This is a genomic window from Stygiolobus sp. CP850M, assembly GCF_037389425.1.
Lineage (GTDB): Archaea > Thermoproteota > Thermoprotei_A > Sulfolobales > Sulfolobaceae > Stygiolobus.
Window position 1 is genome coordinate 105952 of sequence record NZ_JBBHKR010000042.1, and the last position, 18286, is coordinate 124237.

Sequence of the window (18286 nt, forward strand, 5' to 3'; positions counted from 1 at the left end):
AGACTCACATAGTTTCCTTAACTAGTTTATAAATTTCATTTAGAATACCTATTATATCGTGTTCCTCATTAAGCTTCTTCGATACTATCTCGTTGTTTTCCCTAATGATTTTTGTTATAACGTCGTTTACTTTCTTTCTCAATAGTAACTCCATCATCTTTATTCTTCTTTCTCTTATTCTCTCATCGAAGATACCTTTTTGCTTTAAATATTCCAGATGTTCCTCAAAAATATCTACCGTTTCTTTAATCCCTACTCCTTTAGTAGCTATCGTTTTTACGAGCTTAGGCTTCCATCCATCTCTATAATCTACTTCTGCTGTGTCGATAGCGAAGCGTAAGACGTTAAACAGCATTTCTGCTTCCACTTTATCAGCTTTATTTACTACGTATACATCCCCTATTTCCATAATTCCTGCTTTCAAAGCTTGTATTTCATCCCCAGTCCCCGGAACGTTTACTACAGCGATCGTGTGAACTCCGTTTACTACGTCTGTATCTGTCTGTCCAGCTCCTACAGTTTCAACTATAATTCTGTCGAAGCCAAGACCGTCTAATGCTTCAATAAGCATTAGTGCCTCAGAAGATATACCTCCTAGATGGCCCCTCGAGGCAATACTCCTAACGAATACATTCTTTTCCTCAACACTTGTCAATCTTATCCTATTGCCCATAAAAGAGCCCATGCTAAACGGACTTGAAGGATCTATCAGTATTACACCTACTCTATGGCCTCTAGTTACATATTCTTTGATTAACTCTCCGATTAAGGTGCTCTTACCAGCTCCGGGAGATCCTGTTATTCCCACTACATGAGCTTTCCCTGATCTCTTCATTAATTCTTGTAAACTCTCTAACCCTTCACTGGACATATATTCAATCTTTGTTAAAAGACGTGAAATTGATAGCTCGTCTCCTTCAAGTGCTCTTTCAAGAAGCAATCTTTAAGCCCCTCTTAGCAGCTACCGCTTTAGTTATTTTCTCAGTAATCTCCTTCAAACTTGATCCGGGTAAAAATACTTCGTCAACTCCAATCTCTTTTAACTTAGGTATGTCTTGTGGGGGAATAACTCCTCCCACTACCAGCACTACGTCGTTTAATCCTTTTTCTTTCATTTGTTGAACTACCAAAGGAACCAGTTCTAAGTGTGCCCCGCTTAGTATGCTCACTCCTATGACATCCACGTCTTCTTGCAAAGCTGCTTTAACTATTTGCTCAGGTGTTTGTCTTAATCCCGTGTAAACTACTTCCATACCCGCATCTTTCAAAGCCCTTGCAATTACTTTAGCCCCTCTATCATGTCCGTCTAAACCTAACTTAGCCACGAGAACCTTAATTCTTCTCTCTTGACTCATCACATATAATACCGCTTATACTGTTTAAAATCTTTATATGTATGAACAGAAGACAAGCCAGCTATTAAAAATAATGGGCCCGCGGGGACTTGAACCCCGGACCACCGGGTCTCTCTCTTCCAGATACCGCTCATCCCCCATAAAGGGGTCGTTAGACCCAATGTTCTCCATATCTGGAGCCCGGCACTCTACCTTGCTGAGCTACGGGCCCATTATCGATCATGTACTAAAATCGATTTGGAGACAAAGAAAATAAACTTAACTGAAATCAAGGAAAGAAGTTTTGGGAGGATAGTAGGAAAAGCAAGACTAACATAAATCAGCGCTTGCAATCTATCTTCACGGTTCCAGAGCCTGGAAGCTCATCATGTATCATAAGGACAAGCCGAACCCTGTTTTAAGACTTTTCTCCTAGCGTAACTACATAGAGGACATAGTGAGATCACAGTATCCTCGCTATCTTTCTCGTTCACTAGTTTATTTACAAAAGAGTTTATTAAGTCGGTGAAGTCTTCATCATTTTCCAGCTCTTTCTTTATTTCTAAGTCTCCTCTCTTACCTTTAATAAGATAGTTTACCTCCGCAACAGATAAACCGAGTAGTTCACCTATATCTTTTTGAGAATAACCTCTTTTAATTAACTCCTGAGCCAAAATACTCCTAATTGCTGGTATCACCTCTTTTATAGAGGTCTCGCAAGGAGCTTGAATCTTTTTACTTATTAATTTTTTTCCAGTAATGGTTGTTCACTACAATAAACATTCGTATTATAATTTAATAAAAGTTACTTTAAACTTTGTTAATTTACTCTCTCACAATTTTTAATTATTTTTAACTACAATTTAGCTTTAAATAACCAAAAACCTCATCAACATCTTCACTAATTGTAAATCCGAGCTTTTTCCCTATTCTTATCATGGGATAATTATCTGGCAGAGTGTAAAATTTTACTTCACACAATTTTTCTTCTTTAGCCTTCTCTATCAATTTTTTCACAATCTCAGTTCCTATCCCTATTCTTCTATAATTTGGATGCACTACTAGAGCGAATTCCCCGTCATTATATAAAGTTCCTTCTCCTATTATTTTTCCTTCAGATTCGGCTACTATAGTGTAGTGATCTCCTCCGCTCACTATCTTTTTTGCTTCTTCGGGTGTAAGCCTATGATAAGAAAAGAAACGTAAATAAAGATCTTCAGAGGATAAAGAGTTATAAAGTTCTAGAATTTTTTCCCAATCTTTTTCCTCCGCTTTACGATAATTTACTTGTAGCTCCAAACTCATATTTATACTTTAGTAATCTGGTATAAAAACACTTACGATAATAAAAAAGGTGTGAAAACATGGTTATTTATAATCTACTTTTTTCTCTCTTACATGATGATTAGTAAAATAGCTGTAGTTGGAGCAGGTACAATGGGACATGGAATAGCGGAGGTAGCTGCACTTTCTGGGTTTGAAGTTGCTCTAATAGATATATCTTGGGATTTTTTAAACAAGGCTAAAGAACGTATTTCAGAGTCCCTGAACAAGCTAGCAGAAAGAAAACAGATAAGTGATGCTAAAGCTGTCTTGGATAGAATATCCTTTAACACCTCTTATGACATTGCTAAAGATGCAGATTTTGCCATTGAGGCTGTTCCTGAAAAGCTAGAGCTTAAGAGAACCGTGTTCAGGACGTTGGACACTGTTATGCCGTCACATGCAGTATTGGCAACTAACACGTCATCTATCCCCATTTCAGATATAGCAGAGGCGACAAATAGAAAGGAGAAAGTAATAGGGATGCACTTCTTTAATCCTCCAGTTATAATGAAACTCGTGGAAGTAATTCCAAGTAAATACACAAATCGAGAAACAGTAGACTTAACGATAGACTTAGCTAAAAAAATGAATAAGATCCCGGTGAGTTTAAAATATGAAATACCAGGCTTTGTCTCTAATAGGATATTTATCAGACTACTTCAGGAAGCATGTAGGGAAGTAGAGAGCGGGGAAGCTAAAATAGAAGAAGTTGATAGTACTGCTAGGAATAAACTTAAGTTACCAATGGGCTTATTTGAACTTGCTGATTATGTAGGACTCGACGTGGTAGTAGATATATGGAATGTATTGGTTGTCAGAGGAACTCCTGATGTAAACTGCTCAATGTTCAAAACTAAAGTAAACGAGAAAAACTTGGGGGTTAAAACAGGAAAAGGATTCTATACATATCCAGCCCCCGGTAAATACGCTAAAGTCCAACTGCCCGAATCAAGCAAGGTAGATCCCGCGAGGTTAATCTCACTCTCCGTTAACGAAGCTAGTTGGATGGTAGAAAATGGTATAGTGTCTGCTAAGGACGTAGATACGGTAATGATATATGGTTTCAACTTCCCAAAGGGGTTAATGGAGATGGCAGACGAAGCGGGTTTAGATAAGATATTGAAGAACCTCGAGGACATATATTCTAAGGGTTATCAAGCGTATAAGCCCACGGAGCTTCTTAGGAAACTTGTGTCTGAAGGTAAGATCGGGAAGGGCAAAGGAGAAGGTTTTCACAAATATTAATACTTTTTAAATAGTTTATACAATCTAAGTATATGTCAAGTGTATTAGCCGAATATGAGGCGATTCATCAAGAACTTAGGAGAGAGAATTTTATAAGAAACGTATATCCTCCAGACCCCTCTGAGAAATTGTGGAACAAAAAAGTAATGACAATGCCCAGAGAAGAGTTAGAAAAGCTGAAGACATTCAGGCTTAAGAGAATAGTCAAATGGGCTTGGGATAACATTCCGTTTTACAGAAACTATTGGAAGAGTAAAGGCTTCGAGCCAGACATGATCAAGAATTGGAAAGATATTGTGAAGATACCGATTCTGAGAAAAGATGAACTGAGAAAAGACCTTCAAGCTAATCCTCCGTTCGGAACTATAATGCATCCCGAGCTTGCTAAGAGAATAAGATTCGTAGGCGCTACATCTGGTTCTACGGGTCTTCCGACCTTCCAAGGTTGGGGTGCTTTAGAACTAGACTACTTCCAAGAGGGGCAAGCTAGGTACCTTTGGACTTTTGCTGGAGTAAAACCAACAATAGTTTATGCTAATTACCTCAATATGAGCGGCTTCTATAGTTGGGGTCCCCCAGTAGTTGAAACTGCAATGTGGAGATGTGGTGCTACAGCGATTGCTGGAGGAGGAGAGACTTTCTTCTCATGGAAAAACAGACACATGCTGATATTCAAATTGTGGAAAGTCGACGTATTCGCAACAACCCCATGGCTGCACAGACTTATCGGAGAGGAAGCTAAGCTTGAAGGATGGGAAACACCATTCAAAGTCCTACTCCTCCACGGAGGAGCTGCGGCAGAAAATACAAAGAAGAAACTATTCCAAGTCCACCCTAACGCTAAGTTAGCCATAAACGTTTGGGGCACTACTGACGGTCATATGGCCATAGAGATACCTGGTTCGGAAGGACAACTGGTAGTATGGGAGGACATGGAGATATTCGATATAGTAGATCCTAAGACCGATGAACCAGTTTCCGAAGGGGAGAGAGGAGAGCTAATAGCAACATTGTTAAATCATTTCACCATGCCTTTGATCAGGTACAGTCTGGGTGATTATGTAAAGAACGAGTTCATAACAGATCCTGATCCAGTGTATGGCATTACTCACATGAGATTCGCAGAACCTATACCTGGAAGAGTTGAATGGATGTTCAGAGTGAAAGGTAAACTACTATTCCCGATATATGTTGAAGACGCTGTAAATGAGATACCTGATACGACCGGTATGTTCAACCTCGTGATTTACGACAACGAAATGGATAAGCTGAAGATTAAGATAGAGACAAGGAAGGAATTAGTTGACCCTCAATACGACAGACAAGCTAAGGAGATTCTAGCCAGTAGATTAGGTATAAACCCTGATGACGTAGAGATAGAGTGGTTAAAACCTGGTCAGAGCGTCTGGACTGGATATAAGTTACAAGTCTTCCTTGACCAGAGAAAAAAGAAATAAACGTGTAGTAGATAGAAAAAAAAGAGTAAAATACACTATATTTTCGCTCCTTTTTTATTTACTATATCCTATTTATAAAATTGATAATTTTGGTTATACGAAAGTTTAAAAACTTTAAACACCAATGTATACCCATGGGACTAAGAACTGGAGAGCAATATTTGGAGGCAATAAAAGTTAGGAATAAGGCTGAAATTTACGTGATGGGTAAAGAAGTAAAAGACGTAACCACTCACCCATTTCTTAAACCTTCAATAATGGCATTTAAGGCTACCTTTGATGCTCCGTGGGAAGAGGATACCAAGGAGCTTGCAAGGGCATGGAGCCCTTTCATTAACGAAGAAGTAAACAGGTTTAATCATATTCACAGATCACCAGATGACTTAGCCGCTAAGGTAAAACTCTTAAGAAAATTAAGCCACAAAACTGGAGCTTGTTTCCAGAGATGTGTAGGTTTTGACGCACTTAACACATTGTATATCGTAACGGAGTTAATGGCACAAAAGGGTAAGACTGAGCCTAAAGAAAGATTTGTTGAGTACTTGAAGACTGTTCAAAAGAAGGACTTAGCATTAGCCGGAGCGATGACAGATACAAAAGGAGTAAGGACGTTAAAGCCGAGTCAGCAAAAGAACAAAGACGCTTACGTGAGAGTTACAGAAGTAACAAAGGATGGTATATACATTTCCGGTGCAAAAGCAAACATTACAGGTGTAGCTGCCAGCGAAGAAATAGTAGTACTCCCAACTAGGGCAATGGGTCCTGAAGACCAAGATTATGCTGTAGCATTCTCTATACCTACTGACACAGAAGGGATTAAGATCATAGTTGGAAGACAATTAAACGACGCAAGGAGAATGGAAGGAGGAGACATAGATGCATTACCTTATTTCTACAATCATGAGGGACTGGTAATATTTGACAACGTATTTGTTCCAATGGAAAGGGTGTTCTTACTAAGGGACTGGCAATACACTTCACAGCTCGTGGAAATATTCTCTGCATATCATAGGCAAGGTTACGGAGGGTGTAAAGCCGGTCTGGGTGATGTAATAATCGGAGCCACATACAACTTAGCAAAGCAAATTGGAATTGAGAAAGCTTCTCACGCTCAAGAAAAGTTAACAGAAGAGATTTTCCTCACTGAGACAATGTATGCTGCAGGAATTGCCGCAAGTCTAAATGCGGTTCAGCCTTGTCCTAACTGCTGGTGGGTAAACCCTATGCACGCAAATGTTACAAAGCACTTAGTAGCTAGGTTTCCAGCACAGATATCACAATTAGCAATAGACATAGCAGGAGGAATCATAGGAACTGCGCCAAGCGAGTGGGATCTAAAGAACCCTAAACTAAGGGAGTATATTGCAAAATACTTACAAGGAGTAGAAGGTTATACAGCTGAAGATAGATTAAGAATGGTTAGGCTTTTAGAGAACGTGAGCATGGGCGTTGCGTTTATGATAGAGTCAGTTCATGGTGCTGGTAGTCCAGCTGCCCAGAGAATAATGTTCAGTAGACTCTATGACTTAAACTATTCAGAAGAGGTAGCAAAGAAGTTAGCTGGAATGAAATCTAACGTAAAGTTCACTGAAAAGGCAGAACCGTGGAGAGAGTCTGAAACCGAGAAGTTAGCGAAGAGTAAGTCGATTGAAGAGAAAAAGCAACAGTAAAGTATTTTGTTTCTTTCCCTTTTTCCTATTCACTAGTTGTTTTACTCTAACAAATTAAATTTAAATAAAAAATTCTAAATCTTCTTAGATGTTAATTTCTTCATTGTAATTATTATGATTCTCTAATTATTCTTCTGGTCTGTGTACTTTAAGCGTTCTTCATCCCGGCCAAACTCGTAATTATACCACTTGTTTAATCTATAGTTTAAATATGGGTTATAGTGTTTTCTCAGCAGGGTAATATAAGATTCGTAAAAGAGGGAAGAAGTATTATGTTTACAAGATAAAGAAGGACTCAAAGGGTAACGTAAAGGAACTTACGTTGGTCCTTTAGACAAGATGATCGAATTTTATATTAGTAGGGGAGGTGTTAGGGGTATCCCTAATGTGGGGGCGGCGGGATTTGAACCCGCGACCACCAGGGCCCAAGCCTGGCATCCTAGTCCAAGCTAGACTACGCCCCCATGTTGTTATTTTTTATTAACGCGTAATTAGTTAAAAACGTTTCGCTCTAGCCTCCTCAGACTAATAATTACTTGTCTCGTAATAGATGTTAAAAATAAGATTTTTACCTCAACTTTTAGCATGTGGCTTAGATGATGAAGTGAGTTAATGACGTGATTATTTAATATCTGATACAACAACTCCTTAGGCGATTACGGCTTTCTCAGTTTGTTCAGTGTCACAGTATACGCTAACGGAATTATTCTAAACGTTTACTTGGTTGATGTGATTTGGACTATATATGAGGTCTAAGTCTTCAACCTCTAAACATTAAAGCTGAAATACTCTTTACATTAAACGTTTATTAATACTATAATAGTCCAAAAATTTTGATTAGGTCTTTATTTCATCTCTAGTTCAAGAATTAAATTAGACAAACCAATTATTACAAATGACTTCAAATTAAAATTCACTCCCATATTTAGGGGAAAATTATTAAGAGAATATCATAAGTATGACTCAACTTAATACCGTAAGGTTTATTTATGATAGTATCGTAAGATACCATGATAAGATATGGCAAAGGTAAAGTTCAAGTATAAGGGAGAAGAGAAAGAAGTAGATACTTCAAAGATAAAGAAGGTTTGGAGAGTAGGAAAAATGATATCCTTCACTTATGACGACAACGGAAAGACTGGTAGGGGGGCTGTAAGCGAGAAAGACGCTCCCAAAGAGCTATTAGACATGTTAGCAAAAGCCGAGAAAGGAAAGTAAATAAAGTAAGAAAAAGTAAGAATATGTACTAATGATTTTTACTTTTTTATATTTTCTTGTTTTTCGTTTCCCTTCCTTTATCTGATACGCTAAATTGAGCACTAGGCTTATTTCTGATGTAGTTAGATTATAGTGATCACACTTGAAATGGGATGAACGAAGGATAGCCATCATAGAGGAGTTGAAGAAACGAGGTATAAACCCCTATCCACAAAAATACGAAATAACTCATACTATTCCTGAGATAAGGAAATTTGAAAGGAGTGAGAAACCTACTGATCCCTTCATATTCGATATCTCTACTGCTGGTAGAGTAGCTAATATACGGCGTCATGGAAAGATATCGTTTGTAGACATATTCGATGAGGGCGAGAGGTTACAATTACAGCTCAGAGTGAATGAGCTAGGAGAGAAATACGAGGACTTCTTTAGGATCGTAGATCGTGGAGATGTAATAGGCGTAAGAGGAGATTTATTCTATACGATGAAGGGAGAGCTAACACTTAGAGTAAAAGATTACACTATGTTGGCTAAGGCACTAATAGAGCCACCAGATTGGACTAAGATGTCCCCAGAGTTCCGTTATGCCCATAGGTATGTAGATTTTCTCTATAACGACTCAGCGAGAAAGGCTATGGAAATCCGTTATACTACTATAAGAACTATTAGAGAATTTTTGTACTCAAAGGGTTTTGTTGAAGTTGAGACCCCAATTTTGCAGCCCGTATATGGCGGAGCATTGGCAAGGCCTTTTAAGAGCCACGTTAACTATCTTAATGAGGACTGGTATCTAAGAATATCATTAGAGCTTTACCTCAAGAGATATATTGTTGGAGGTTTCGATAAGGTCTTTGAAATAGGTAAAGTCTTCAGAAACGAGGATATAGATGTTACTCATAACCCCGAGTTCACGTTGTTAGAACTCTACTGGGCTTATGCAGATTATAATGATATTATGAAGTTAACCGAACAAATGATCCAAGAGGTTGTCAGGAAGGTTAAAAGTAACGACCTCAAGCTAACGTATACAATTGCAGGAAAGGAATATACAATAGAGTTCTCTCAGTTCAGGAAAGTGTCCATGTTAGAAGCGGTATCGGAAGCTTTGGGCAAGAGCGTTGAGGAGATGACTGATGAACAATTAAAGGAGCTTATGAAGAAGTACGAACTAAGACCCAGAGGCGACACCTACGTTAGGGGACTTATGATAGAGAAATTATTCGATAAGTTAGTAGTTCCCAATTTGATCCAGCCTACGTTCGTAATAGATTATCCGATAGAGACTACGCCCCTTTGTAAGCCCCATAGATCAAAACCTGGACTTGTTGAGAGGTTCGAGCTTTTCATAGCTGGGATGGAGTTAGCTAACGCATACACCGAACTTAATGACCCTATCCTACAAGACCAGTTGTTCAGGCAAGAGCAGGAAATGTTTAAGAAAGGGGACGAAGAGGCTCACCCCTACGATAAGGACTTTATCAGGGCGCTAAGTTACGGAATGCCACCGACTGGTGGGCTTGGTATAGGTATAGATAGGCTCGTGATGTTGCTCACAAACAATATGAGTATCAAAGAAGTTATACCATTCCCGATGTTGAGTGCTAAACTTATTGAGGAGGACTGAGGGATAGCACTATCGCTCCTATCAATACTACTACGAGAAGTCCTTGAATAACGTAGGACACATTTTCGCTTAATCCGACTTTTTTGATCAGCTCAGTAAATATTTTTCCTCCGTCAGTAATTATTAGCGGTGCACCGTTGAGTAGTGCCAAACTAAAGTTTATCGTGAACATCCAGTACGCAAAGTCTAATATAGCATAAAGTATAGGTGGGTAATCGTAAGTTATGTAAACTCCTATTTTGTGGTCTGGAGTCGTATTTAGAGTTTTAATTATCACACTACCGTTTGGAAGTAGTAAAGTTATGTTAACATGTGTTGATTGGCTCAAATAGTAGCTGAACTGATCAGGAGTATTTACTTTATGTCCGTTAACAGCTAGTATTACTGAATTAACTGGTATCGATGAATTATAAGCTGGGTAATGAGGTACTTCAGCAACTATTTGAAGACCTTGGGAAATTAAAGGCGGTAGGTAAAACACAAAAGGAAAGACTATTCCAGCTAATATTAGGTTCACTGCTATCCCTGCCGAGATTACTTTCAGTTTTGCAGATATTGGAGAACCCATGAATTCATCTTCATCTGGTTCAACGAAAGCGCCGGGGAAGAAAAGAAGTAGTAAGATACCTCCTCCTTTTACTTTAATTTTATTTGATGTGGCAGATATTGCATGCGCTAGTTCGTGGAGAGTTACAGATATTCCAATAGCGAGTAATAACCAAGGTACTTGATTGATCCCTATAGTTATACCTGGAATAATTGGAGTTAATCTCGGTACTTGAGATTGAGTTACTTGACTAGGTGATATGAAATAAGCGTTAATTAAATTCAGAAACACGTACACCACTAGTGATATTCCACCCACCATTGACACAAGCCCTAAAATAAGGGCTATTTTCTCGAAAATTTTGTAGTACCTTTTATTGGCAATATTTGGGAACCACTCACTTCTCGTTCCTTTTTTCCAAAGCAAAAGGAAAGGGTATATTTGGAATCCGCGTCTTTCAAGCTTATTTTTAATGAGGTATAAAACCAACCAAAATATTACTAGCCCTAGGAAAAACAACTCAGGAGTGTTCACATTTTATAACTAATTCCAGTCACTATTAAATCAGATGGAAATAGAATATACTGAGAGGCATTGGAAGTTGTTAGCTGAAAAGAGAGATAGGGCTTTACTTATTCTCTCTAGATTACGTATTTTGGGACAAGAAGGTTTTACATATGGTTCCGTTGCAAGAGGAGACGTTCATGAGGATAGTGATATAGACGTGGTTGTGTTTTCGCCAGACATCTTGAAACTTGACTTGTTAAATGCCGATCACAAATTCATTGTTCAAGCTACACCTTTTTCGACTCCAAAAGCTTATATTTCTTTAGACCCTGATGAGAAAGAGGTTATCTCTTTTCCGTTATCTAAAATGTCCAGAAAGGAAGTAGAGTTTTATTATTTTGGTGGGCTGGTTTCCGCCCAAGATATCGAAAAAGGTATAAGAATTTCAGGAGTAAACAAGAAGCTAATGATAATTATCCCTACGGAGAAGGGTCACATTGAAATACCTCTCAAGGGCAATGAGGATTATGCAGCAAAAGTTTTGAAGAACGTATCTTATGACACAATTTTAGAACGTGAGAGGCTATTGACTAAAAGAGAAGATAGGGGTCACTCAGGTGTATTTCTTAAATACGAACTGGACAGAGATGAGAGTTTTGAGAACGCTATCAGGAATTTATATAAGACTAACAAATATTTCCGTAGAGCTATTGATGTTAAGAGGTAAGGTAGGAAATCGGCTAGAGATAGAAAGTAAAGACGTTAGACCTACACACATTAAGGAATTAAAAACATTTCTAGTGTTTATTAATGGGAAATTTTTAGGTAAAGCTTACTACTTTTCTGGTAGGGGTTATTACACTCCTTGGTTAGAGATAGATTACGACCCGTGGTTGAGAAATGAAGGACTAGAAGACGAATTTTTCTCCTTTGTGTATCATTTCTTGCCACTTGGTGGGAAGTTTTTCGTGACCTATTTGAAAGACCCGGAAACCAGGAAGATGCTAATTCAGGGATATAATCCTGCAGATACCCCACTGGGTTTCTCCCTCATCAAAGCGGGTTTTACTTGGTTTAAGGACTGGTATTTTCCTGAAGGCGGTAACGAAGGAATTCCTAAATTACAAGCTAATAAGGCTTATAATGAAGAGGACGAGATAAGGGAGTTAAAGGAGCTATTAGGTGAAGTTAAAAGGGAGGATGTAAGGAAATATATTGAAGAGAGAATTGCTAAAGGGAAATCCTGACATAGGTGTTTATACGGCATTACCCAAAGGCTGTGAATTATGTAGGCTAGGGGGTAAGCTTGTAGTTTATATAACTGGAAAGTGTGGTGATAACTGCTATTATTGTCCGGTCAGTAACGAAAGGTTCGGTAAAGACGTAATGTATGCTAATGAGGCAAAAGTAGAGACACTACGTGATTTCATATATGAAGCTTACAGAATGAACGCCTTAGGGGCTGGGATCACTGGAGGGGATCCAATATTAGCACTCAACCGAGTGGTAAGATTGATCAGAATGCTAAAAGATGAGTTTTCTTCAGTCTTTCACGTTCATCTTTACACTAGTGGTAGGTATGTAACTTACGACGTTTTAAGAGAGTTGCAAGCAGTAGGTTTAGATGAGATAAGATTTCACCCAGTTAAAGATGAGTACTTTAAAGCTATTGAGAAGGCTTTAAAGTTTGATTTCGATGTGGGAATAGAAGTTCCCTCGCTACCTCATGAAAAGGATTATCTGGAAAAAGTTATTAAGTGGGGTACTGAGAAGGGAGTTAAATTTATCAATATTAATGAATTGGAGCTTACGGAGAGGAATTTTCAACCCCTTAACGTCCAAGGGTATAAGGTTAGCCACGGTCTTACGGGGGTAAAGGAGAGTGCTGAAGTAGCATTATCACTACTCAGAAGATACGAGACGTGTAATTTAGCGCTGCATTACTGTAGTTCCGTCTATAAAGACGTTGTGGAGACTAGAACCAGATTTTTGCGGATAATCAGGTATTCCTCCAAACCTTACGAGCAGGGGACTCCAGAGGGAACAGTAGTAAGGGCTATTGTCAGGAGTAATATGGACCTGTCGGATTACGGAGAGAAGATAAGTGATGGTATATGGGCTATTTCTCCTGAGTTCTCCAACCTTTTTTCGGAGGTATTATTGGTAGAAGAACATCCAGACCAGAGGAGATTAAGAATATCAGAAAAGTTAGTTTATCCTAAATCTGAGTAATGCAACTATTCCAGAAAGGTTTTTCACTTGATAATAAATAGTTGAATCCTTTGGTACGATCATCACTCTTCCTCTTTTCCTTTCGACATCTTCCAATACAGGCTCTATTTCTTCTCTCGTATCAGCTGATAGGTAATCTTCGATTACAAGCAACGTGTCTACTGCACCGTACTCTACAGCTTTTTTAACATCGTCTTTCCCGTAAGCTATAAGACCAGTGTCTTTCGACAGATTTTCCATGATCTTTTCCATAACTTTTACCTCTTCTGCTAGTTCGTAATCTCTGTAGACTTGGTTAATAACATCTCTTCTCAGGATCTCGTTCAAGCCGTTTCTGGTGGCTGAAGATACGCTATCTATATAGACCTTTACGTTTTGTAAATGTTTTGCAACTATTTCCTTAAAAGGACCAGGACCAGCCAATACCACTACGTTAGTTGAGAGAGAGTTTAGGTAGCTCCTTATCTCTTCAGCGACTTCTTTAGCGTTCTCTTCTATTATTCCTTCATTCTCTTTATTAGGTGATGGTAAACTTCTCTCTTGTAATATTCTAACCCCTTGAGCCATAGGTGTTGCTATTAAATACTCGTCGAAGTCCACTAATACAATAAGTAATTTCCCTTTTTTCTCAGCTTGTCTCTTTATTTTTTCTAATGAGAACTCAGACCACTTTTCCTTTATTATTATTATTTCGTCTCCTAGATCTAGGTTAATGGTGTGATGAGCCCCCTTTATTCCGAACCTCTCTGGCGCATTCAAGATTATTCCATGTATTCTGAGTCTTGACGTATATTGTTGAAATTCAGTATGTTCTACTTCAAGTTCTACTGTCATGGGTATCCTCCTACTATCCTTTCCTATGCTTACGTCTCTTGTAGTTCTTGCTATTACTATATCTCCTTTTTCAAGAATCAAGTGTAATATCCATAAGTCGTCCTCGTCTTCCACGTGTAATTTTATTAGGTTTTTCTTTTCGTCAATTTCTAAAATCCTCATTGCTAAATAAATTAGTGTGGAAGTTTGGTAATTATAACTAATGCGAACGAAGACGATCTTAACGAGATCTACGCAATAGAACTTGAGAGCTTTGAGAATCCTTATCCTTACTCTTTACTCAGGGCTTATTATTTTTTAGCAGACGACTTATTTTTAGTTGCAAAGGACGAGAAAGGTAAGGTATTGGGATATTCTTTAGGCGTGATTCAATACGGTTATAGAGGTCATGTGGTATCTATTGCAGTAAAAAAGACGGAAAGGAAAAGAGGGGTGGGCTCTATGCTTTTAATGCAACTAGAGTCGAAGTTTAGATTAAAAGGTTGCTCTCACTCGTATCTTGAAGTTAATTACGGAAATAAAGATGGAATTTCTTTCTATAACAAACTCGGATATAAAGTGGTAAAATTACAATTAAATTACTATGGTAGAAACCAACATGCATTTATTATGGTTAAAGATTTGCTAGATAGAATTGGATTTGAGTGATTGATTGCCTTTATAATACATGAGAAGTGGTATATAATTTATGATTAAAGACTTTTTCATACTTGATTTTTCATATGACGTAATTGACAATATACCAGTCATCTTTATCTGGGCAATTGACACTGAAGGACAAAGGACTGTTCTTCTAGAGAAAAATTTCAGACCGTATTTCTATGTGGTTGTTGATGAAAAAGAAGTAGACTATATTATAGAGGAAATAAAAAAGCTTAGTAAGTCTGGATCACCAATAACTGATATAATTCCAATCAAAGGAAAGAAATTATTTGGACAACCCGTTACTGTATTAAGAATAGAAACACTGATACCCGCTTACGTTAGAATATATAGGGATGAAGTTCTTAAAGTTAAAGGAGTAAAGCAAGTGTTAGAGGCTGATATAAGATTTTACATGAGGTACTCAATAGATAAGGACATAAAGCCATTCCATTGGATTAAAGCTGAGGTAGAGGAGGTAGGAAATACTAACTTCAGGGTTAATAAGGTCTATGAAATCAAGAACATAAAAGAACAATACGTAGGTTCCATACCGAAGCTTAGAAAGCTTTCTTTTAGCATTCAAGTGTATTCTAAACAAGGCTCTCCTAATCCTAGAAAAGACCCTATAGTAGTAATTGCAGTTAAAACAGACGATAGTGCGAAGCAGTTCGTGGCTTCCGATTCTGACGATAAACAAATAATTAAGGAGTTTGTTGCTTTCTTTCAGGATTATGATCCCGACATTGTTTATGGCTTTAACACTAACTCGTTTGATTTACAGTATCTTTTGGAGAGGGCTCATTCTAAGGGCTTAAAGCTAGATGTTGGTAGAAGGGTTAATGGGGAACCCTCACAAGGTGTTTACGGGCACTATTCGATGACTGGAAGATTAAACGTGGACTTGGCTGGCTTCGTGAACTCTGTATCAGAGGTAAAAATCAAGACGTTGGAGAACATATGTGATTACTTGGGGATTGTCAAAAAAGAAGATAGAGTTAACTTAGAGTGGTATGAGATACCTAAGATGTGGGAAGATAAGGATAAGAAAAACAAGGTGATTCAATATGTAGCGGATAATGCAAGGTCTGTATATCTTCTTGGCGAATCCTTCCTACCTTTTGCAATAGAGTTAACGAGGATTACTGGACTTCCACTAGACCAGCTATCTATGGCGAGTGTAGGTTACAGAGTGGAGTGGCTATTAATGAGAGAGTCAAATAAGTACAACGAGCTCATACCGAATAAGGAAGAGAGAACTGGTGAAAGTTATGAAGGAGGACTAGTTATATCACCTATTCAAGGAATTCATGAAAACGTAATAGTCCTCGACTTTTCATCAATGTATCCCTCTATAATGATCAAATATAATGTAGGTCCCGACACGTTAGTTAAGGGTGAATGTAATGATTGTTGGGTCTCGCCCATAGGTCATAAATTTAGAAAGGAACCACCTGGTCTATACAAATTCGTATTGGAGAATTTGGTAAAGGAGAGGAGGGAGATTAAATCTAAGTTGAAAGAAACGAAGGACGAATATGAAAAACGATTGCTAGACGAAAGACAAAAGGCGTTGAAAGTAATGGCAAATGCTTTTTACGGTTATATGGGATGGATTAACGCAAGATGGTACAGCAGAGAAGGTGCTGAGGCTGTAACGGCATGGGGGAGGAGTATAATAAGTGATGCTGCTAAGATCGCTACGGAGCACGGGTTCAAAGTAATTTACGGTGATACGGACTCTATATTCATAAAAGGAAACGGGGATATAAACAAGCTCCAAGAAATGATCTCTCAGAAGTTTGGTATAGAAATTAAGGTGGATAAAGTATACAGAAGAGTCCTCTTTACAGAGAGTAAAAAGAGATATGCAGGAATAACAGAAGACGGAAGGATTGACATTGTAGGGTTTGAAGCTATCAGAGGAGATTGGTGTGAGTTGGCTAGAGAAGTGCAAAGGAATGTAATAGAAATCATACTCAGGACAGGGAAGGTTGATGATGCTGTTAGATACGTACGGAAGACTGTTCTTTCCCTAAGACGTGGAGAGTTTAAGATAGAAGATCTCATAGTTTGGAAAGGCTTGGATAAAGATGTTAATGAGTACGCAATTACAGCTCCTCACGTAGTTGCAGCAAAGAAGGCAATTAAAGCAGGATACTTGGTGACTAAGGGAAGTAAGATAGGTTACGTCATTGTTAAAGGTACTAATAAACTTTCGGAAAGGGCTGAACCTTATTTCCTTGTGAAGGATAACTCTAGAATTGATATTTCGTACTACGTAGATAATCAAATAATTCCATCAGCTATGCACGTGTTAAAAGTATTTGGTATAAAAGAAGATTCTCTTAAAAGTGGCGGTACGGATATATTAAGCTTCTTTAAGAAATAGACGGTGTCCTAGGATATAACATCAGAGATACTCAACAATTCAAGGTTTTTAGGTCTCTTTGAAATACCTCCTATCCTCGCTCCTATCAACATACTTATATTTTTGGAGGAAGCTAAGTCTACCAATCTTTGTGTTATTACCCCATCAAACACGATATATTTGATCCTGTTGTCGTTTGTATTCTCCAGTTTTTGGACTATATCTCTAACCTGGATTTTTTCTATTATGTTCCAGTTCTCGTCATAAAGTATACCTTCTAACGTCCCAGGCAGTTTCTTTATTTCTTCAACTACATTAGGCGGAATGTTTATGGTTATTTGTTGTTGTCCTGACTTTTGAATCTGTTCTTCTTTAATACTTACGTTAGTTACAGACACTTGTTTAGTCTCTGGAGCTATCGCGTCTCTTATGGCTTGCTGAGCCTCTTGTTGCTTCTTTAAGTATTGAGATACTGTCATCATGTTAGAAAGTGCTTTAGCTATCTCCTTTCCAGTTAGTTCTTCAACTTCTTTTCCTGCTGGAGCTCTAGCGACGTAATCAAGTTTTATGTTGCTCATCATTAATTGCTTAAGTATTAAGTCTCCTCCGTGATCACCGTCTAAGAAAGCTATTACTGTTTTCTTTTGTTTTGCTAGGTCTATTACGCTTTGAGGGATCTTACCAGTAGCTCCTTCAATTGCAATGGTATTTCTATACCCGTATTTGAGTAAATTTATTACATCGGCTCTTCCTTCAACTATTATGAGTTCTGGATCCTTTTCTACATCTGGGCCTGCGGGCAATTTTTCGGGACCATACTCTATTATTTCTCCGGTCTTTACGGCTGAAGATATTTCATAAATAACTTCTCTTATGTCAAGTGTTCTTACCTTAGACCAATTAGATAAAATTTCCTTTGCTCTATCGATTATCCTCTTTATCTTTTCCTCTCTTATATCTTGAATTTCTACTAACTGGAATTTTGCATTATAGGGTCCCACTTTATCTACGTTTTCGACCATAGCAGCTATTAGTGCAGTTTCAATTCGATCTAAGTTAGAAGGAATTATTATTGTTCCTTCGCTTCTACCTTTAGTAGTATTTATCTCAACTGATATTCTACCTAATCTACCTTTATCTTGTAATTCTCTCAAGTCGAAGTCCTCTCCAAATAAATTCTCGGTTTGTCCAAAAACTGCTCCTATAACGTCAGGCTTATCTACAATACCCTCTACTTCAAATTTAAGGACTATGTTATATTTCATTTTTTCACACCTTC

Annotated in this window: 17 protein-coding genes, 2 tRNA genes and 1 pseudogene; 11 read left to right on the top strand and 9 right to left on the bottom strand. The window is 38.0% G+C overall.

Going from position 1 to position 18286, the window contains the following annotated elements; translation table 11 throughout:
- Nucleotides 1-4: 4 nt before the first annotated feature.
- The 5 genes from meaB to WIW89_RS03040 all read right to left on the bottom strand — a co-directional run bounded on the left by meaB (nucleotide 5) and on the right by WIW89_RS03040 (nucleotide 2639).
- Nucleotides 5-940 (bottom strand): methylmalonyl Co-A mutase-associated GTPase MeaB, encoded by a 936-nt coding sequence (gene meaB, locus WIW89_RS03020; protein WP_337719704.1) that lies wholly within the window; start codon nucleotides 938-940, stop codon nucleotides 5-7.
- Complete coding sequence (locus WIW89_RS03025) at nucleotides 930-1358, bottom strand: cobalamin B12-binding domain-containing protein (protein WP_337719705.1); 429 nt, start codon at nucleotides 1356-1358, stop codon at nucleotides 930-932. Before WIW89_RS03025 ends, meaB begins: the two co-directional genes overlap by 11 nt.
- A 71-nt stretch (nucleotides 1359-1429) precedes the next feature.
- A tRNA-Trp gene (locus tag WIW89_RS03030) sits at nucleotides 1430-1566 on the bottom strand.
- Nucleotides 1567-1720: 154 nt separating this feature from the next.
- A complete protein-coding gene (locus WIW89_RS03035; RefSeq protein ID WP_337719706.1) occupies nucleotides 1721-2032 on the bottom strand; it encodes a transcriptional regulator in 312 nt (103 codons plus the stop codon).
- Nucleotides 2033-2186: 154 nt separating this feature from the next.
- The gene (locus WIW89_RS03040) at nucleotides 2187-2639 is read right to left on the bottom strand and encodes a GNAT family N-acetyltransferase (protein ID WP_443296285.1); all 453 of its coding nucleotides are present in this window, start codon (nucleotides 2637-2639) and stop codon (nucleotides 2187-2189) included.
- Between the two features lie 93 nt (nucleotides 2640-2732).
- Between WIW89_RS03040 and WIW89_RS03045 the strand changes: the two genes are divergently transcribed.
- From WIW89_RS03045 to WIW89_RS03060, 4 genes and pseudogenes are all read left to right on the top strand, one after another.
- Nucleotides 2733-3905, top strand: a complete 1173-nt coding sequence (locus tag WIW89_RS03045) for a 3-hydroxyacyl-CoA dehydrogenase (RefSeq protein ID WP_337719707.1) — start codon at nucleotides 2733-2735, stop codon at nucleotides 3903-3905.
- A gap of 32 nt (nucleotides 3906-3937) precedes the next feature.
- Nucleotides 3938-5362, top strand: coding sequence for a phenylacetate--CoA ligase family protein (locus WIW89_RS03050; RefSeq protein WP_337719708.1), 1425 nt, complete (start codon nucleotides 3938-3940; stop codon nucleotides 5360-5362).
- Between the two features lie 134 nt (nucleotides 5363-5496).
- The gene (locus tag WIW89_RS03055; RefSeq protein ID WP_337702469.1) at nucleotides 5497-7032 is read left to right on the top strand and encodes a 4-hydroxyphenylacetate 3-hydroxylase family protein; all 1536 of its coding nucleotides are present in this window, start codon (nucleotides 5497-5499) and stop codon (nucleotides 7030-7032) included.
- 283 nt (nucleotides 7033-7315) lie between these two features.
- Nucleotides 7316-7392 (top strand): annotated as a pseudogene (locus WIW89_RS03060) (putative integrase); the annotation flags it as partial.
- 28 nt (nucleotides 7393-7420) lie between these two features.
- Here WIW89_RS03060 and WIW89_RS03065 read toward each other — a convergent pair.
- Nucleotides 7421-7496: transfer RNA gene (locus WIW89_RS03065), tRNA-Pro, on the bottom strand.
- A 556-nt stretch (nucleotides 7497-8052) separates the two neighbouring features.
- Here WIW89_RS03065 and sul7d point away from each other — a divergent pair.
- Entirely contained in the window at nucleotides 8053-8250 is a 198-nt protein-coding gene (gene sul7d / locus WIW89_RS03070) for a Sul7d family chromatin protein (protein ID WP_156007647.1), read from the top strand.
- A 142-nt stretch (nucleotides 8251-8392) separates the two neighbouring features.
- The gene (gene lysS, locus WIW89_RS03075; protein ID WP_337719709.1) at nucleotides 8393-9874 is read left to right on the top strand and encodes a lysine--tRNA ligase; all 1482 of its coding nucleotides are present in this window, start codon (nucleotides 8393-8395) and stop codon (nucleotides 9872-9874) included.
- Here the strand turns inward: lysS and WIW89_RS03080 are convergent.
- Entirely contained in the window at nucleotides 9858-10955 is a 1098-nt protein-coding gene (locus WIW89_RS03080; RefSeq protein ID WP_337719710.1) for a site-2 protease family protein, read from the bottom strand. The genes lysS and WIW89_RS03080 overlap by 17 nt on opposite strands.
- Nucleotides 10956-10989: 34 nt before the next feature.
- Here WIW89_RS03080 and WIW89_RS03085 point away from each other — a divergent pair, with 34 nt between their 5' ends.
- From WIW89_RS03085 to WIW89_RS03095, 3 genes are read left to right on the top strand one after another with little or no spacing between them, the layout of a single operon-like run.
- Nucleotides 10990-11655, top strand: a complete 666-nt coding sequence (locus tag WIW89_RS03085; RefSeq protein WP_337719711.1) for a nucleotidyltransferase domain-containing protein — start codon at nucleotides 10990-10992, stop codon at nucleotides 11653-11655.
- On the top strand, nucleotides 11642-12175 hold the full coding sequence (locus WIW89_RS03090) for a DUF1122 family protein (protein WP_337719712.1): 534 nt from the start codon (nucleotides 11642-11644) through the stop codon (nucleotides 12173-12175). Before WIW89_RS03085 ends, WIW89_RS03090 begins: the two co-directional genes overlap by 14 nt.
- Nucleotides 12144-13160, top strand: coding sequence for a radical SAM protein (locus WIW89_RS03095; protein WP_443296286.1), 1017 nt, complete (start codon nucleotides 12144-12146; stop codon nucleotides 13158-13160). Before WIW89_RS03090 ends, WIW89_RS03095 begins: the two co-directional genes overlap by 32 nt.
- On the opposite strand, the gene WIW89_RS03100 is transcribed toward WIW89_RS03095, so the two are convergent.
- The gene (locus tag WIW89_RS03100; protein ID WP_337719713.1) at nucleotides 13137-14156 is read right to left on the bottom strand and encodes an mRNA surveillance protein pelota; all 1020 of its coding nucleotides are present in this window, start codon (nucleotides 14154-14156) and stop codon (nucleotides 13137-13139) included. The genes WIW89_RS03095 and WIW89_RS03100 overlap by 24 nt on opposite strands.
- Nucleotides 14157-14180: 24 nt before the next feature.
- Here WIW89_RS03100 and WIW89_RS03105 point away from each other — a divergent pair, with 24 nt between their 5' ends.
- Together WIW89_RS03105 and WIW89_RS03110 are read left to right on the top strand one after the other, a co-directional pair.
- On the top strand, nucleotides 14181-14642 hold the full coding sequence (locus WIW89_RS03105; RefSeq protein WP_337719714.1) for an N-acetyltransferase: 462 nt from the start codon (nucleotides 14181-14183) through the stop codon (nucleotides 14640-14642).
- A gap of 40 nt (nucleotides 14643-14682) precedes the next feature.
- A complete protein-coding gene (locus WIW89_RS03110; RefSeq protein WP_337719715.1) occupies nucleotides 14683-17028 on the top strand; it encodes a DNA-directed DNA polymerase in 2346 nt (781 codons plus the stop codon).
- An 8-nt stretch (nucleotides 17029-17036) separates the two neighbouring features.
- Here WIW89_RS03110 and dnaG read toward each other — a convergent pair whose 3' ends face one another.
- A complete protein-coding gene (gene dnaG, locus WIW89_RS03115; protein ID WP_337702452.1) occupies nucleotides 17037-18272 on the bottom strand; it encodes a DNA primase DnaG in 1236 nt (411 codons plus the stop codon).
- Nucleotides 18273-18286 lie beyond the last annotated feature (14 nt).

Excerpts from the sequence above, each read along its gene's own strand:
- WIW89_RS03040 (WP_443296285.1), bottom strand. The coding sequence starts at position 2,639 with ATGAGTTTGGAGCTACAAGTAAATTATCGTAAAGCGGAGGAAAAAGAT.
- WIW89_RS03045 (WP_337719707.1), top strand. The coding sequence starts at position 2,733 with ATGATGATTAGTAAAATAGCTGTAGTTGGAGCAGGTACAATGGGACAT.
- WIW89_RS03050 (WP_337719708.1), top strand. The coding sequence starts at position 3,938 with ATGTCAAGTGTATTAGCCGAATATGAGGCGATTCATCAAGAACTTAGG.
- WIW89_RS03055 (WP_337702469.1), top strand. The coding sequence starts at position 5,497 with ATGGGACTAAGAACTGGAGAGCAATATTTGGAGGCAATAAAAGTTAGG.
- sul7d (WP_156007647.1), top strand. The coding sequence starts at position 8,053 with ATGGCAAAGGTAAAGTTCAAGTATAAGGGAGAAGAGAAAGAAGTAGAT.
- WIW89_RS03085 (WP_337719711.1), top strand. The coding sequence starts at position 10,990 with ATGGAAATAGAATATACTGAGAGGCATTGGAAGTTGTTAGCTGAAAAG.
- WIW89_RS03090 (WP_337719712.1), top strand. The coding sequence starts at position 11,642 with ATGTTAAGAGGTAAGGTAGGAAATCGGCTAGAGATAGAAAGTAAAGAC.
- WIW89_RS03100 (WP_337719713.1), bottom strand. The coding sequence starts at position 14,156 with ATGAGGATTTTAGAAATTGACGAAAAGAAAAACCTAATAAAATTACAC.
- WIW89_RS03110 (WP_337719715.1), top strand. The coding sequence starts at position 14,683 with ATGATTAAAGACTTTTTCATACTTGATTTTTCATATGACGTAATTGAC.
- dnaG (WP_337702452.1), bottom strand. The coding sequence starts at position 18,272 with ATGAAATATAACATAGTCCTTAAATTTGAAGTAGAGGGTATTGTAGAT.